We start from the raw sequence: 18364 nt of genomic DNA on the forward strand, positions 1-18364 counted from the left end.
CAGTTCATTGTTTTTCTCATTGTACCGTTCTGACCGCGGCCATACAATAAAGGGAGCGACCGGCGCTGCAATTCAGGTAAAGGAGCCCTTCCCATTATGGTTAAACATCAGCAAGCCCCCGCTTATATAGCGGCTATTTTATATTCGTTCATTATCGGTTTATCCTTTCTATTCGTAAAAATCGCACTGCAAACAGCAGAGCCGTTTGATATTTTGGCGCATCGGTTCACCATTGCGTTTGCTGCGGCCACTATACCGATCTTATTCGGCTGGGTAAAGCTATCAATCCGCATAAAGGACGTCATTGCCATTTTGCCGCTCGCCCTGCTGTATCCCGCGTTATTTTTCAGCTTTCAGGCATTCGGCCTTGTGTACTCGTCCTCCTCTGAAGCGGGAATTATTCAGGCAGCCATTCCGATTTTCACGATGGTCTTTGCCGCTTATGTTTTAAAGGAACGCCCAACGTGGACGCAAAAGGGGTTCACGGTTTTATCCGTTGCCGGCGTCATGTTTATTTTTGTGATGAAAGGCGTTGACGTGGAATCAGCCAGCTTAAAAGGGTCTTTGCTGATCCTATTGTCTGCTTTGTCTTCAGCGATGTACAATACTGCTGCCAGAAAAATGACGCAGCGGTTCAAGCTGACCGAGCTCACCTACATCATGTCAGCCATCGGCTTTGTCGTCTTCAACGCCATCGCCCTTGTGCGTCACGGAGTGGCGGGAACAGTCGGCACTTATTTTCTGCCGTTCCGGGAGCCCGGCTTCGTTCTCGCCATTGTGTATTTGGGCGTGCTGTCTTCACTTGTCACTTCATTTCTGTCTAACTATACGCTGTCGCGAATTGAGGCGTTTAAAATGAGTGCTTTTAATCATGTATCTACCATTGTGACGATGATTGCAGGAGTTGTGATTCTCAACGAAAGCCTGGCCTGGTATCATCTTGCCGGGGCTGTTTGTATTATGATTGGCGTGGTGGGGAGCAATATCAATCTGGAGAAAAAAACAAAGCGCCCTGGTATGCCTGCAAAAAAATGAGAAATTATGCTAGACTGAAAGGAAAAACATGGTTAGAGGTGTAGATTTACTGTATGATTCAATATGCTAGTGAAAGTATCAATCTTCCAGGAGAAATCGCTTTTAAGGATGTAAGAGAAATCTTTTTTTATCAAATCGCAAAAATATCATGCTTTTACTTTCTGTTGTTTTGCGCCATATTTGCTGCAGTTAACTTCATTAATGGATGGCCCCGTATCGTTTATGGCAGTGACGCGCTTAACTTGTTGATGAACAGTATGTTGATTATCGTGATGTCAGTTCTGTTTACACTGCTGCTCCTCCTTCTTCTATATGTGAAGTTTTCCAGAGCATACAAGAAGAACGAACGGATGAAATCTAAAAGAACATATACTCTGAACCAAGAAGGAATTCGTATATGTTCTAAAAAATATGACCTCATTTTCAATTGGGATGTAATCACAGCTGTTTTCGAATATAAAAATATCTTCAGGGTCAATACATCAAGTGGCCAATATATTGCGATCCCAAAACGTTTTTTTCATTCCAAAGAGGAAATGAACAGATTCAAGGAGATTATCCTTAAAAATACCGGAACAAAAAAACTCAAATTTAAAAAGGACCAGCATTGACAGTGCTGATCCTTTTATATTGAAAGGTGAGTTTCTTTTGCCTTCTGTTTATCTAAAAACGGCACCAGCTCTATTACAGCCGATAAACCCACAAACACGATGCACACAGCGACAATCAGCAAATAATCATGAGTCATGTCAAAAAACAAACCGCCCGCATACACGCTGAGAGCTCCGGCAACCTGATGGATAAAGAAATTGATGCCTAACAGCGATCCGATCAATCCTGTTTGATAGCTTTCCGAAATTGACGCCGCGGTCAGCGGGATCACGCCTGTGTAACTGAGCCCGAATAACAGGATAAACCCGAAGTACCAAAGGTCGCTGTGATGAATTCCGAGAATGGGAATGAGCAGGCAAATCAGGCTGAGCAGCCGAATGATAAATAAGATGGATAGCATGACGCTTCTGCTGCCGAGGAGATCTGACAGCCAGCCCGCCAATAATCCGCCAATGATAATAAATGCCCCGAACGCGGCCATCATTCCGTTGACATGAGAGACATGCGCATCCTTCAGTATCGGGACGAGGTGAGCATCAATAATTCCCATTGTAAATCCGCAAGTAAACACGCCGAAGTACAGGATATGAATGAGGCGGGATTGCTTCATCACGTACCAAAACCCCCGCCAATCATAAGATTTTTTCACAGACTCCGCTTGCGCATGTGGCGGGTGCTTCATCCCAAAGACGAGGAGCGGCAGCAGAACAGCCGCCATGACGATTCCCAAAATCGTATAGGTGCTCTGCCAGCCGGCATGATACGGAGCCGCAGCCCAAATGGGCGAGAGAAGCAGCAGGCCCGCAGAGTTGGCATTGGTCAAAATAGCAAGCGCCAGACCTTTGTGTATGTCAAACCAACGGCTGATGAAATACTGGGTCGTCACGCCGACCGCGCAGGAATAGCCGATTCCGCCAAGCACACCGTAAATGGCGGAAAACACATGAACATTCGGTGAATAAGGAAGCACCAAAAAGCTTGCGCTGATGCAGACAGCTCCAAGCGCCATAATTTTTCTGACACTGAAACGGTCAATAAAAAAACCGACAAAAAACTGGACGATGCCGGTTGTGATCATAAAAATGCTGACAGAAACCGAAATCAGCGACCTGTCGGCATGGAAGGCATCTGCCATTGGCAGCATAAAAAATTGAAAGGAATTTCTGAATGAGTTCATTCCGATGGCGAAAACAAACGTAAACAGCAATACAAACCATTTCATCCTGGGAGACGTGCGCATGTTTCGACCTTCCTTTATTTGAGTATTTCGACTATTATACCATGCAAAAATTGGCATTCAACATAAAAAAAAGCGGAACAGCCGAAGCTGTCCGCTTTTGATCACGGTTGAATAATCGGATGCTGATTCAAGATCGCAAAAATCCGTTCTGCGACTTCTTCCGTTTGTGACAGCAGGAACATGTGCCCGCCGTCAAATTGATGGAATGTGATGTCTTTTGCCCACTTCTTCCACCCTTCCGCATCTCGTATGCACTTTTTATCATCAAGCCCGTTAAAGACATGAACAGGCGACTGGATCTGGGCCAGATCGTAAAGCTCAAATTGTTCAAGAGCCCGGTAATCTGATCGGAAAGAAGGCAGGAAAAAGGACATGACCTCCTTATTTTCAACAAGCTCTGCGGGCATTCCGCCTAATTGGATAATATGATCGAGAAACTGATCATCAGGCAGGTGGGACACTTTCTTCCGCTGAATATGAGGCGGCTGGATTGCAGAAATGATAACCGCCTGCGGAAAGATGCCTTCACGCTCAAGCTTTTGCGCCAGCCTGAAGGTGATCATTCCGCCCATACTGTGTCCGAACAGCACAAACGGCCGATCAGGGCGAAGGTTCAGTTCTTGCTTGTACAAATCCGTCAGCTCTTCAAGATCCTCAATAGCTGACGTTTGATTCGTGCCGTGTCCCGGCGGCTCGGCAGCGAGCATCTCGCACTCCCCCTGCAAAAAAGCATGGAGAGGGCGAAACGACGCCGAGTAGCCGCCGGCAAACGGAAAACAGATGAGCTGTGTTTTTTCCGACGCATCAAATGATTTGAAGAGTTGGCTCATTGGCTGTCTCCTCCTTTCATCACTTCATTTATGAAACCGTTACGGTTTGTGTATTAAGAAATTCGAGCAAAATCCCGGCATTCCTATCTAGCGTTTCGCCCTGCAGCATTTCTGCGTGTGTTCCGAAGCCTCTTTTCACACGGTAAGCACCTGTTGTAGCTTCTTCCCATGATGCAAGCCATTCCGGCATGTCAAAATCAGCGCCGGAAGTCAACAGATCAATATCTGCTTTCACCTGGCCTGTGCTGATCAGGTTGACGTAGTATGAGTAAAAGGCATGTGTTTTTTGCTTGAGGCCTTGTTTGACGGCTTCGCTGTTGAGCGCTTCATTGTCCCGATTGACATTCATCAACGCTTCGACATCACTTTCAACCGTGCGTCCGTCCAGATCACTGACACCTTGTTTTTTATAGGAATCGACCATGATGATCCGCTGAACAATACGGCCTTGTTCCTCAAGCTTTTTCGCAGCTTCAAACGCCAGGCTGCATCCCGCTGAATATCCAAACAATGTTAAGGGCCCTTCCGGCTGCAGCTTCTGGATCAAATCCGCATAGCGGTCAAGCCGGTCTTCCTCCTCAATAAAATCAAAGGCGTACAGCTTGTATGACGGCAAGCGGCTGGACAGATTTTGGTACATAAGGCCATAGCCCAAGACCGGCGGGAATGCGAAAATGATCTGCTCCTGATCCTGATTCATTATCGTTACATCCTGCAAGCCATCAGGACCCCCGTTTTTCAAATACGCTGAAATGCCGGCGATCGTCGGCGCTTCAAACAAAAGCTTTACTGGAAGATCAATCCCGAGCTCTTTCTTGATGCGGGACGCGGCGGTCATGGCCTTCAAGGAATGCCCTCCGAGCGCAAAGAAATCGTCATGAATGCCAATTTGCTTTCTGCCGAGAACCTCAGACCATATTTGTGCGATTGTTTCTTCCATCTCGTTCCGCGGTCCAATCCATTCTTCCGCCAGCTGATCCTGATCAGGTTTTGGGAGCAGCCGTTTATTGACTTTCCCGTTCGTCGTTAAAGGAAGCTCATCCAAGAAGGTAAAGGTTTGCGGCACCATGTAAGCAGGAAGCTGTTTTTTCAGGTGCGCCTTCACGTCTTCAGCTGAAAGCTGCGTTCGGTTCACAAGGTAGGCATTGATTGATGCATCGCCAGACTCAGGGCGGTCCGCCACAACGACCGCATCTTTCACACCTGGGTATTCCTGCAGCTGCTTTTCGATTTCTTCAAGCTCAATCCGGTGTCCGCGTATTTTGACCTGGTCGTCAATACGGCCGGCGTATTCAATCGTTCCATCCGGCAGCCAGCGCGCTAAATCCCCTGTACGGTAAAGCGTTTCTCCCGGCTTGAACGGGTTCTCGATAAACTTTTCCTTCGTGAGGTCAGCACGATTTACATACCCTTTTGACACGCCCATTCCGCTGATGCACAGTTCACCGATCGCCCCGAATGGCTGGAGCTGGCTTTGCTCGTTCAGAATATAAACACTGGCATTGCTGATCGGCTTTCCAATCGGCAATGAGGAGATGGAATCCGGCAGATCATGCACGACGTGAGCTGTCGCAAACACTGTTCCCTCAGTCGGCCCGTAGCAGTTAATCAGCTTGCCCGGCCCCATGACCCGCAGCGCTTTTCTGACGTGAGGCACAGACGCGCGCTCTCCGCCGAATAACACGCAGCGAAGCCCCTTCATCCAATCCTCTCCCGCATCTGTGAGAAGATTAAATAGTGCGGTTGTCGCAAACATGACATTGACATTCTCTTGCAGGATCAGATCTGTGAGCCGTTCTGTATCAAGCAGCGTATGTTCATCTGCGATAATGAGCCGTGCCGCATTCAGCATAGAAGCATAGAAATCAAAAGTAAATGCGTCAAAGGCGTAATTCGAAACAGACAAGAATGTATCTTTCTCAGAGAATGCCATGTAGTCTACATGCTTGACCAATCCTTGAATATTGGCATGAGTGGTGATATTGCCCTTTGGCTTTCCGGTTGTGCCGGACGTGTACATGATATATGCCGGATCATTAGGATCAATCGCGGTTGCAGGATCGCTTGCCTGTTCTTCAAACCGTGTTTGATCATCAATGAAGAGCGTTGTGCCTGTATACGGCAGCTCAGCCGCTTGTTCTTTCATCTCCTGATGCGTCAGAAGACAGGCTGCCGCACTGTCAGCCAGCATATACGAGATTCGGTCCTCTGGCAGCTTCGGATCAACCGGCAGATAGGCTGCTCCCGCCTTTAATACACCGAGAATGCCGATCACCAGTTCAAGTGAGCGCTTCGTGTACAGCGCTACAACAGAGCCTTTGCCCGCACCGTGTTTTTGCAGCCGGCGTGCAAGGCGGTTCGCTTCCTCATCTAATTCGCGATAAGACAGGGTCTGGCCGAAATACGTAAGCGCCGGTGCATCCGGATTGACGTTCACTGCTTCCTTGAACCAATCCGTCAGAGGCTTTGTTTCATGAGCTTGAGCCGGCGGGTTTAAGCCGGTTAGCAAAAATTCTCTCTCCCTGTCGTCAACGATGTTGATCGTGCTGACAGGCTGATCCGGATTCTGGATGAGCTGCTGAATTGCTGTGAGAAGCTGAGATTTCAAGCGCAGGATAAACGCCTCATCAAACACATTCTCGTTATAAGCAAGCTTAATCAGCATCTCATCTCCCGGGGAAGCCATCAGGTTGAGATCATAATTCGACTTCTCAAAAACATGAACATCCACCATATCAAAGCCGTTTTCACTGCTTTCTTCATTTTTCGCATCCTGAAGCGGATAGTTCTCAAAAACAATGATGTGGTCAATCAGTTTCGGCTGATCGGCCTGGCTTTGGATGTCATAAAGCGGCACATATTGATGCGGCTCAGACTGCAGCGATTGCTCCTGCAGCTGCTTGAGCAAGCCGTTAAATGTGATACCCTCAGACAGCTTCACACGTCTCGGGACAACGTTGATAAACAGCCCGACCATATGTTCAACGCCTTTGATTTCCGCGGGACGCCCTGAAACAACTGTACCGAAGGCCAAATCGCCAGACTGCTGATAGCGGCTGATCAATACGCTCCAGACTGCCTGCAGTGCCGTACTCAAAGTGGTATGCTGCGATTTTGCAAGCTCGGTAAAGGCCTTTGTTTCCGCCTCCGGGAGTGAAAAGAGCAGCTCTTTCGGCTCATAGCTGTCCTTTTGTTTCTTTCTTTGCTCCGCAAACGTCGTTTGTCCTTCAAAGTCCTCTAAATACTCGCGCCAGTAACGCAGTGATGCTTGTTTATCCTGCTTTTCAAGCCACTTGATGTAGTCTTTATACGGTTTGACGGGCGGCAGGCTGTACGGCTTTTGTTCGCGCAGAGCATTGTATACCTTAAATAGATCCTGTACGACGATGCCGAAGCACCATCCGTCCAAAATAATGTGGTGGTAGCTCCACACCCATTCAAAGCTTTCTTCAGCTTTCTTGAAAATGGCTGCCCGCATCGGAATATCCCGCGTCAAATCAAAACCCCTGATCTTATCCTGTTCTTTGTACTCATTGATTTTGGCTGTTTGCTCGCTGCCCGTTAAGTGTGTCAGATTGATTTCTTCTATACGGAACTGCCGTTTTTTCAATACGACTTGGACAGGTCTTTTTACTTTTTCGTGAATGAACACGGTACGAAATACATCGTACCGGTCCATGATCACATTCATGCTTTCTTCAAGACATTTGATATTCAAGCTGCCTTTTACTTTCATCGTGATTTGTTCAAGGTAAAAGCTTTGGCCGGGATTCAGGATGGCATGAAAAAGCATCCCTTCCTGCATCGGCGATAGGTAATACATATCTTGAACCTGATCCTTGCTAAATTGACTCATATGTTTCGCTCCCGCCTTCTGTAATTCCCTTGCGTTTTATTTTAAATTCTCCTCAAGCATGTCAAAGATATCTCCCATCTCGTCCATTTCAAGGTCTTCGGCGCTAAAGTCGCTTGGTGTGAATTCCTTGTCTTCTTTTTCCGTGCAATGGCGGATTAGCATCAGGAGGTTTTCTTTAAACCGTTCCATTCGCTCTTCAATCGTGGCTCTTTCAAACTCCTTTTCATTGTAGGAGCAGGAAAGCACAAACCGGCCGTTTCTGATCATGCCGCTGAAGCTTAAAGCGTACAGCGCCTCTGATTCTCCGCTTACTTGGCGCCCCATATCGAAAGCGGACGGTTCAAAGAAATCGGTTTTGACTTCACTGTCGAATTGGCCCAAATAGTTGAAGCTGATCTCCGGTGTGAAGCCCTTTGTTTCCGCTGTTTCTGTGAAATAACGAAGAATGCCGTAGCCAACACCTTTGTCCGGAATGCGGCGCAGGTTTTCTTTGACTGTTTTGATCACAGCCGGGGCATCTGCGTCAGATATGTCGAGCACAACAGGGTATTGTGCCGTAAACCAGCCGACCGTTCTGGAGATATTCACATTCGGGATAATGTCCTCCCGGCCGTGTCCCTCAAGGTTAATGCCAATTTTGGCCCCCTTTGTCCATTCTTTCATTGTCAAACCGAGCGCGCTGAGAAGAATATCGTTGATTTCAGTTCCATATGGCTGATGAACATCTGTTAAAAGATGCTTCGTGTCTTCTTCCGTTAATTCACATAGGACGGATGATGTATCCTTGACGATCCGCTGCTCAGTTTCACAATCCTTCGGTAAAGGAGAAACCTGTTCAGCGGCAATTTGCGACCAGTATTCAGCCTGCTGTAAAAGATGCGCTGATTGGCTGAATGCCGCCAGTTCTTCCGCCCAATCCTTGAAGGAGTTTGTTTTTTGCGGGAAGACAAGGCTCTCTTCTTTCTCAGCCTGCATGTAGCCTGAAGCAAAGTCTTCAAGCAAAATCCGCCATGACACACCGTCGACCACGAGATGGTGTAAAGCAATGAGCAGGTGATCCCCAGCTTCTGTGCGATATTGCTCCGCCTTTAGAAGCGGCCCGTTTTGCAGATCGAGACTGCTCTGCAGCTTGTTCGCGAGAATTTCAATCTGGCTTCTCAGCATCTCTTCATCGGAGCCGTACAGATCCACGATTTCGAAGCTGACCTCGCTCTCACCGATCGGTTGATACGCCTGAACGATGTGCCCGTTTTCCTCACGAAAGACCATGCGGAGCGCGTCATGATGCTCGATCAGCGCCTGCAATGTTTTCTCCACCCGTTCAGGATCAAAGCCCTTCGCGGCGTGAAGCATCACCGATTGGTTCCAGTGGTGCTTGTTCGTGAAGTTCTTTTCAAAGAACCAGCGCTGGATCGGCGTCAGGATGACTTCGCCCTCCACCGGGCCTTGGTCTGCCTGTTTGCCTTCGGCACGCTCTACATATTGGGTCAGCTCTTCGATCGTCGGGTGCTGGAAGAGATCTTTCATTTCCAGCTTCCAGCCGTGCTGGTTCAAGCGGCTCGCCATTTGAATTCCTTTGATGGAATCTCCGCCAAGCGAGAAGAAATTGTCGGTGACACCGACTTCAGACATTCCAAGCACGTCCTGCCAGATGCCGGCAAGCAGTTCTTCCATGTCGGTCGTCGGCGCTTTGTATTCTCCGCTTCCCGCTTCGATGTCCGGCTCAGGCAAGGCTTTGCGGTCCACTTTGCCGTTTGCCGTAACCGGAAGCTCGTCCAGCGTCACCCAGAACGCCGGGATCATGTAATCCGGCAGGGTTTCCTTCAGTGCTGATTTCAGTGCTTCTATGTCAGCTGATTCCGGGGTGACATACGCCGCGATCGCTGTGTTGCCACCTTTATCTTTGACAGCTGTCACCGCCGCATCCTGCACCTCAGAAAGCTGGGCGAGCTGGACTTCAATTTCTGAGAGCTCGATCCGGTAGCCGCGGACCTTGACCTGCTGGTCGATCCGGCCGATGTATTCGATGCCGCCGCCCGTCCATTTCACCAAATCGCCGGTGCGGTACATGCGCTCACCCGGCACAAACGGATCAGCGACAAACCGCTTCGCGGTTTCGTCTTCTCGATTCAGATAGCCGCGTGCCAGTCCGCGCCCCGCCACGCAAAGCTCTCCGGCTACGCCTTCCGGCTGCACCTGATTGCCCTCGCCGAGAATGTATACTCTCGTATTGGCAATGGCCCGTCCGATGGAAAGCGAGCCTTCCTCCGGATGGATTTCTGCGCTTGTGGCAACGACCGTGTTTTCTGTCGGCCCGTAGTTGTTGACGAGTGTGTACGGCTTTTTCACTGCGCGCTTCAGCTTGTCTCCTCCGGTGAGCAATACGCGAAGTGATGTGTTCTCAAGCTCCATGAACTGTTCCGCAAGCTGTGTCGGCAGGAACGTGATCGTTACGCCGTTCGTTTCAAAATAATCGTTCAGGCGGACGATATCGAGGCGGATCGCTTCATCAATGACGTGAAGTTCGGCGCCGATCGTCCAGGTCGGGAACATCTCCCAAATGGAAGCGTCGAATCCGAAGCCCGCGTACTTCGCACTGCGGTCCTCCGCTGTCATGCTGAACGCGTCGTGGTGCCAGAAGCACAGGTTCACAAGCGCATGGTGCTCGACCATGACACCCTTCGGCTGTCCGGTCGTTCCAGACGTGTAAATCATGTACGCCAAGTTCTCCGCGGTTACAGCCGTCTCTGGATTTCCCTCGTCGTTTTCATCAAGCGGCAGGCTTAGAATCGTGCGGCTTCCGTCGAGAAGAATGACATCTCCCGTATAGCTGTCCGGCACTGAAATGCCTTCCTGTTTCAAGAGGAGCTTCGCGCCGCTGTCCTGTAAAATATACTCAATCCGCTGATCCGGGTAGTCAGGATCAATCGGCACAAACGCCGCTCCGGCTTTCAAGACGCCGAGCACCGCGGCGGACATTTCAAGCGACGGCTTCGTGAGAATGCCGACGCGGTCATCCGGGCTGATGCCGCAGTCCATCAGAATCCGCGCGAGACGGTTTGCCTTCGCATTCAGCTCGCCGTACGTCCAAGACTGGCCGTTGTATGTGACAGCCGGACAGTCTTTGTGGCGCTGGACAGTCTCTTCGAATAGCTGATGAACCGTTTTGTCTGTCGGCACAGGCAGCGCTTTGCCCTTCCATGCCTCAAGAAGCGCTTGCTTTTCTGTCTCGGTGACCAGTGACAGGCTGGAAAGCGGCTGGTTCGGGTTATCCGCAACAGCCTTTAGTAGCCGCAGAACGTATTCGCTCCATTTTTCAGCTGTTTCTTTCGCGAACAGATCTGTCGCATATTCGAGCTGCAAGCCAATGCCATTTTCATCAGTAAATCCGCCCAGTGTCAGATCAAACTTAGAAGTTCCCTGATGAGCCTCATAAGGTGAAATGCTCAGATTTTGCAATGTAAGCTGTTCTTTATCAGGGTTTTCTGTCGTCACCATCACATTAAACAATGGGTTTCGGCTCATATCCCGAGGGAGATCAAGCTGATTAACGAGATCTTCAAACGGATACTCCTGATGCTCAAGCGCTGACAGGCTCGTCTGCTTTGCTTGCTCCAAAAGCTCCGCAAATGTTTGCTGTTCTTTCGCTTCCATTCTCAGGGCAAGTGTATTGACGAACATTCCCGGCATGTCCTGAACATCAGCATTCGTCCGGCCGGCAGTAACGGAGCCGATGACGATATCCCGCTGTCCGGAAATTTTGCTTAAAAAGACGTGGAAAACAGCATGGAGCACCATGTGCAAGGTCGTTCCGGTTTCCGCAAGCAGTTTTTCTACCGCCTTTGCCGTCTCACTTCCCGTACGGAAACGGATCGTATCTCCTTTAAAGCTTTGCACAGGCGGACGGGCATAATCGAGCGGGAGATCAAGCTCTGGCAGCTCGCCAGAAAGAACCGACATCCAATACGCCTCATGCTCCTTCATCCGTTCTTTTTGCTCAGCTTCATTTTGCCAAACGGCGAAATCTTTATAATGAAGCGCCGGCTCCGGAAGCTGTTCTCCTTTGTAAAGCAGCGCCAATTCTTTTACAAAAATGCCTCTTGAGACGCCGTCTGCGATGATGTGATGCATATCTAAAAGCAGCAAATGTTTTTTTGCTTCTATTCGAAGCAAAGCTGCGCGAATGAGCGGTGCGTCGTTTAAGTCGAATGGCCGGATAAATTCCTTAATCTTTTGGTCCGCTTCGTCTTCTTTGGCTTCAAACACATGAAGATCAACCTCCGCCTTCTCAATGATGCGCTGAACAGGCTCACCATTGGCTTCCATAAATGATGTCCGCAATGATTCGTGACGGTTCACAAGCTGATTGAGTGAGTAACGCAGGCGCGAAATATCAAGCTCTCCTTCCATTAGAAGAACAGATGGCATGTTGTAGCTTATCGTCTGGCGGTCAAGCTGATTGAGCACGTACATCCGTTTCTGTGCGGATGACAATGGATATATAGCCTGCTTGTCAGCCGGTTTGAGGACTTGATGGCCGCCTGAAACGGCAGACGCCTCCATATAAGCCGCCAGCTGGCGAACAGTCGGCTGCTCGAACAGTGCTTTAAGCGGTACGCTTTTCTCCAATTCCGCCTGAATGTTGGCAATCAGCATCATCCCTTTTAATGAATGGCCGCCTAAATCGAAAAAATTGTCATCAATGCCGATGGCTTCTATGCCAAGCGTTTTCTGCCAAATGCGGCATAAACTTTCTTCAAGCGCTGTCTCCGGTGCGGCCAAGGCCTTGCCTCCGGATTGTGCCGCGTTAGGCTTCGGCAGAGCGTTTCTGTCGGTTTTTCCGTTTGCCGTCAGCGGAATCGCGTCAACCTGCACAAAGAAAGCAGGAATCATATGAGACGGCAGTGTTAGGGAAAGCTGGTACCGGAGCTCTGCTTTTTCAATAGCTTGATCCGACGTATAATACGCGCAAAGCTCTTGAAGACCGCCCTCGGAAACCGCTAATACAACCGCTTCTTGAATTCCGCTGAGGCTGAGCATGACCGTTTCAATTTCTTTCGGCTCAATGCGGTAGCCTCGGATTTTCACCTGATCATCAGCCCGGCCGATAAATGCAAGCGTACCGTCAGAAAGTCTTCGTACGACATCTCCGGTTTTGTACATGAGGCTTCCCGGCGAATATGGATTTTCTACAAATCTCTCGGCTGTCAGCTGAGGCCTGTTGAGATACCCTCTCGCAAGCCCCTGTCCCGTGATATAGAGCTGTCCGCTCGCTCCCGGCGGCACAAGCTTCAATGCTTCATTTAAGACAAGCGCGCCGGCATTCGCAATCGGGCGTCCGATTGTCGGGCGTTTCGCAAATGCATCCGGCTCAGACAGATCAACCCGCCCGGCAATGGCGCCGATCGTTGCTTCTGTCGGGCCGTAGTGATTGATAAATTCGGTATGTCCATACATCTTACGGAAGGCGAGAACATCAGTCGGGATGATTTTTTCTCCTCCCAAGACGATCAAGCGCAAGGATTCAAAGTTCGCATCTTTTGCAAAACTGGCGGTGTTCACTATTGTATGGAACAGAGACGGTGTCAGCTTGATATATGTGATCCCATGCTCCTTGATATAGTGCGCTATTTCATCCGGCGCCGTATAGGTTTCCTTCTGGACGATATGGAGCTCGCCCCCGCCCAGAAGTACAGGGAACATGCTCGTATAGCCAAGGTCAAATGCGTAAGATGAAAGCAATACAGTCTTATCATTTTCCGTCAGGCTCGCCTCTTCACTAAACCAAGAGACATAGTTTGTCAGATTACGATGCTCAATCTGCACGCCCTTTGGCTTTCCGGTCGTACCGGACGTATAAATGACGTATGCAAGATTGCGAGACCCGGAAATGGATGATGGGCGCTCCTTGCTTTCATTTCTCCATTTACCGTCATCAAGGCTGACGATTGTCCCTTCATATTGCCCAATAGCCGTCATGTTTCTTTCATTCACGACCGCAATTTTTGCTCCGCTGTCCTCTAATGAATAACGGATTCGTTCTTCAGGTGTATCAGGATCAATCGGAAGGAAAGCTGCCCCCGCCTTCATGACACCGAGAATCGATACCATGACTTCAGCTGACCGGTCCATAACAATCGCGACAATGTCTTCATTTCCGGCCCCTTGGGCACGAAGATGATGCGCCAGCTGGTTCGCCTGTTCATCAAGCTCGCGATAGGTCAGCAGATTTCCGCCAGCCTTCACCGCAGGATGGTCAGGTGTTTGCTGGGCCTGTTTTTCAAAAAGAGCGGCAAAGGTTGCTTCGGTAATTTGAGTCATATGTCTTTCTTCTAGCAAAGCAGCCGTTTCTGCAGATGAAAGCAGATCTACATCAGACAGCCGAACGTTCGGATTAGCCGCGGCCGCTTTGATGATATTGACAAAGTGGCGGCTCCAGCGGCGGATCGTCTCGTCCTTAAACAAGGCAGTCGCATAGTCAAAGCTTAGGCCGATATCCTCTTCACGCTCGACCGCCTCCAAGGAAAGATCAAATTTCGCAACATGATGAAGCATGGAATACGAGGAAATCTTCAAATCTCCTAATCTTAATGAAGGAATCTCCATATTCTGCATGTTGAACATCACGCTGAACAGCGGACTTCTGCTTGTATCCCTTGTAAGCGGAAGCTTTTCAATCAACTCCTCAAGCGGATAGCTCTGGTGCTCGAATGCTTGAAGGCTGGCTGTTTTGACCTCTTCAAGAAATTGCGCGAAGGTTTTATCTCCCGCTGGTGCCGTTCTGAGTGCCACCGTGTTGACAAACATACCCGGCACACCTTGCAGATCAGGATGTGTTCTGCCAGCTGTCGGCGAGCCAACAATGATATCATCCTGTGACGCGTACTTGGAAAGGAGTACATTGAACGCCGCCAGCAAAAACATGTACATTGTCGTATCTGTTTCTGCCATGAGCGATTTGATTTGAGCCGTGATTTGCTTATCAAGCCCAAACATCACGCGCTCTCCCGCAAAGCTCCGTTCAGCTGGCCGCTCGAAATCCGCGGGAAGATCCAGTATTGGCAGTTCGCCTTTAAAGACATCGAGCCAGTATTCCTCATCTTTTTGATAATTAGTTTGTTCTTTGTGCCAAACTGCGTAATCTTTATAGTGAATTTGTGGCAGTTCCAGATCTGCGCCTTGATATATTTTGGCAAGATCACCGATTAGAATGCCTGTTGAACTTCCGTCAGTAATAATATGATGCATATCAATGAGCAGCAGGTGGCGTTTTTCTTCCAGCTGGACAAGCTTCGAACGGACGAGCGGCGCGCGGTTTAATTCAAACGGCTGAACAAATGCTTTGATTATCTCTTCCGCGTCTTCTTCCCGTCCCTTGGCAGCCGCCAGCTGGAACGATATGTTTTTATGAACGGTTTGCACAACCTCTCCGTCGATCATGTCAAACGATGTACGGAGGATTTCGTGCCGGTTGATTAATTGCTGAATCGCGTTTTCAAGCCGGTCTTTATCTACTTCTCCCTCCAGCAGAAGTACAGCGGGGACGTTGTAGCTTGTGTTTGCTTGTCCAAGCTGATTGAGGATATACATTCTCCGCTGGGCCGGGGATACAGGATAATGCTGCTGATAAGATGCTTGCCTGATCGGTTCAAACGTCTGCTCCTCCTTGCTTTCGTTCTCTTCCAAATACAGTGCCAGTTCTTGAATAGTCGGCTTTTCAAAAAGCACTTTTATCGGAACTTCCTTATGAAAATGCTCTTGAATTTTCGCCGTCATCATCATCGCTTTCAAAGAATGGCCGCCGATCATAAAGAAGTTATCGGTAACGCCTGCTCTGACGCCGAGTATTCCTTCCCAGATCTCCGCTAATTTCTTTTCACTCTCTGTTTCTGGTGCTGCGTATTCCGGCTGCACGGCTTCTGATTGCGGTGCAGGCAGTTCTTTTTTGTTGATTTTCCCGTTTGGCGTGAGCGGCAGACTGTCCATTTGAATCAGGTGGGCAGGGACCATATAGTCAGGCAAAGACTGAGACAGTGTTTTTCTCAGCTCGCTCACAGCCACTTCACGGTCCGCCGTAAAGTACGCGCAAATTTCATTTTCATCCGCTTTGTTCTTGCGGATGATCACCGCAGCCTCTGTCACATGCGCAGCCATGTTCAGTTTTGTTTCAATTTCGCCAAGCTCAATTCGGAAGCCGCGCACCTTCACTTGGTTGTCGATTCTGCCTAAAAATTCGATATTGCCGTCCGGCAGCCATCTTGCCAAGTCACCAGTGCGATAAATTCTCTCACCCGGTCTGAACGGATCTTCGAGAAATTGCTTCTCTGTCAGCTCAGGGAGATTGACATACCCACGCGCTACACCGATTCCGCCTACGCAAAGCTCACCAGGCGCGCCGATTGGCTGCAGGCATTGCTGCTCATCCAGGATGTAGGCAGTGGAATTACCGATCGGCTTCCCGATTGGGATAGAGCCGCCATACTCGCGGTCGATCAGAAAACTGGTTGAAAATGTCGTGTTTTCTGTCGGGCCGTATCCGTTCCACAATGAAAGCGACGGCGATGCCTGTTTTACTTTGCTGACAATATGCGGGACAAGGGCATCTCCGCCGATGATTAAATGGCGCAGTGTGCCGAACATACCCGCATCCTTTGCAGCAAGCTGGTTGAATAAAGGTGATGTCAGCCACATGGTTGTGATGCTTTGCTCACGCAGGAATGCAGCAAATTGTTTTGCATCAAGCAGCGTTTCTTTTTTGACTGGATAAAGCGCTGCGCCATTCAGCAGTGCGCCGAATACCTCAAACGTTCCGGCATCAAAGCTGACAGCTCCCGTTTGCGCCATGCGGTCCTCTTCAGTAACAGGAACGTACCCGGCATTTTTGACGAGGCGCAGAATGCTTTTATGTTCGATCATGACGCCTTTCGGTTTGCCCGTTGAACCGGATGTGTACATGATGTACGCCAAATCAGACGGGGCGGATGGCAGGTTGAGATTGTCAGCCGCTTCACTCTCTTCAAAGCCTATGTCCAGTGTAAGAACCGGCACTTGCAGCTGATGTGCCTGCCCTGTATAAGAATTTCCGGTCAAAACCATTCGAACGGAGCTGTCCTCTGCCATGAAACGAAGACGATCCCCCGGAAGCGCTGGATCAAGCGGCACATATGCGGCACCTGCTTTTAACACAGCCAGCATGCCGACAACGGTTTCTACTGAGCGATCGTTCATAATCGCTGCTGTTTCCCCTTTTTGAAGGCCTTGTTCGACAAGCTTTCTCGCCAGACGGTTAGCGGCTGCATTCAGCTCGCGGTACGTCAGCTCGGTTCCTTCATATACGACGGCAGTGCTCGCCGGCGTCCGTTTCGCTTGCTCTTCAAACACTTGGTGAACAGCCATTCCTTCAGGGAGTTCGGCTTTCGTGCTGTTAAACACCTCGACAATTTGCCGCTGCTCTTCGTCTCCAACAAGCCCGTACTTACGCACAAAAGCGGCCGGCTGATCGACAGCTGCTTCCATCATGCGGGTAAGGTGCTCCGCTGTCCGTTCGATAAAAGCGGAATCAAAGGCGGCTCCGTTATATTTAATTTTGACGGTCCACGTTTTGCCCGGATACACAATCAGGTTGAAATCGAAGCTCGTTTGTTCAAATGCTCTTTTTACCTTAATCGAAAACCCGAGGCGGTCTTCCATGCTGCCGTTTTCAAGCTCTTGATCAAGCGGATAATTTTCAAACGCGACCAGATGGTTTAAGAGATTGCCATCAAGAGCTGAGCGTTTTTGAATCTCATAGAGCGGCACGTAATCGTAACGCTCTGCCTCTACTGCATGCTGCTGAACAGCTGTGAAAATATCAGCGAATGCAGCATCTCCTTCAACTTTCACCCGCACTGGAATGGTGTTGATAAACAGCCCCGCCATCGTTTCGATTCCGTTGATTTCAGACGGTCGTCCCGAGACGACCGTTCCGAAGACCACATCATCCGTAAAGTTGTATTTGCTGAGAACAATGCCCCAAACGGCCTGAAATAGGTTAGGCCCTGTCACTTGATGGAGATTTGCGGTTTGCTGAATACGGGCAACCAGTGTTTCGTCCCATGTAAATGAATATTCTTTATTGACGTATTCGTCTTTTTTCACAGGCAGGCGGCCCGGGAGCACGCTTGGCTGTTCAAAACCCGCCAAGCGCTCGCTCCAGTAGCTCTCCGCTTCTTCATTGTCCTGTTTTCCAAGCCACTTGATGTAATCGGAGTAAGGCTTGCCTTGACCGTTTGCCGGTGTCCTTCCTGCTCTGAGCGCTTCATAGTTTTGGAACAGGCTTTTCATGAGGACGCCCATGCTCCAGCCGTCCATCATAATATGATGATTGCTCCAGACAAGATACAGCTGATCTGCATCAAGGCGGAAAACCGCTACCTTGAACAATATGTCTTTTGCCAGGTTAAAGCCTTGGCGCTGAACGTCTTGTTTGTAACGCTCAATGTGCTCTTTCTGGCGGTTCTCGTCTGCATGACTGATATCCTCATAATGCACCTTTGTTTTGCGTTCCGCTAACACGACCTGACGCGGTTTTTGCAGCTGCTGATGCACAAATACCGTACGGAGAATATCGTATGACCGAATCAGTTCATTGACGCTTTTCTCAAAGATTTCAAGATCAAAAGCGCCGTGAATCCCAAGCTCTAATTGTGTGAAGTACGAGGAAGAATGCGGATCAAGCATCGCATGATACAGCATTCCCTCCTGCATTGGTGTCAGTGCGTACACCTTTTGAATCGATTTTTTGCTCATATG

The 18364-nt window shown here is 49.4% G+C and carries 6 protein-coding genes; 2 read left to right on the forward strand and 4 right to left on the reverse strand.

Annotated features, from left to right (window positions below; translation table 11 throughout):
* Positions 1 to 96: 96 nt before the first annotated feature.
* Together M1D94_RS19260 and M1D94_RS19265 are read left to right on the forward strand one after the other, a co-directional pair.
* Complete coding sequence (locus M1D94_RS19260; protein WP_424935133.1) at positions 97 to 1035, forward strand: DMT family transporter; 939 nt, start codon at positions 97 to 99, stop codon at positions 1033 to 1035.
* A gap of 53 nt (positions 1036 to 1088) precedes the next feature.
* A complete protein-coding gene (locus M1D94_RS19265; protein WP_282627564.1) occupies positions 1089 to 1646 on the forward strand; it encodes a YcxB family protein in 558 nt (185 codons plus the stop codon).
* A gap of 14 nt (positions 1647 to 1660) precedes the next feature.
* On the opposite strand, the gene M1D94_RS19270 is transcribed toward M1D94_RS19265, so the two are convergent.
* From M1D94_RS19270 to srfAB, 4 genes are all read right to left on the reverse strand, one after another.
* The gene (locus M1D94_RS19270) at positions 1661 to 2887 is read right to left on the reverse strand and encodes an MFS transporter (protein WP_282627565.1); all 1227 of its coding nucleotides are present in this window, start codon (positions 2885 to 2887) and stop codon (positions 1661 to 1663) included.
* A gap of 101 nt (positions 2888 to 2988) precedes the next feature.
* Positions 2989 to 3717, reverse strand: coding sequence for a surfactin biosynthesis thioesterase SrfAD (srfAD, locus tag M1D94_RS19275; protein ID WP_003234568.1), 729 nt, complete (start codon positions 3715 to 3717; stop codon positions 2989 to 2991).
* 28 nt (positions 3718 to 3745) lie between these two features.
* The gene (gene srfAC / locus M1D94_RS19280; RefSeq protein ID WP_326243344.1) at positions 3746 to 7573 is read right to left on the reverse strand and encodes a surfactin non-ribosomal peptide synthetase SrfAC; all 3828 of its coding nucleotides are present in this window, start codon (positions 7571 to 7573) and stop codon (positions 3746 to 3748) included.
* 36 nt (positions 7574 to 7609) lie between these two features.
* Positions 7610 to 18361 (reverse strand): surfactin non-ribosomal peptide synthetase SrfAB, encoded by a 10752-nt coding sequence (gene srfAB / locus M1D94_RS19285; protein WP_456270312.1) that lies wholly within the window; start codon positions 18359 to 18361, stop codon positions 7610 to 7612.
* Positions 18362 to 18364: the final 3 nt, after the last annotated feature.

This window comes from Bacillus sp. JZ109 (assembly GCF_053903135.1).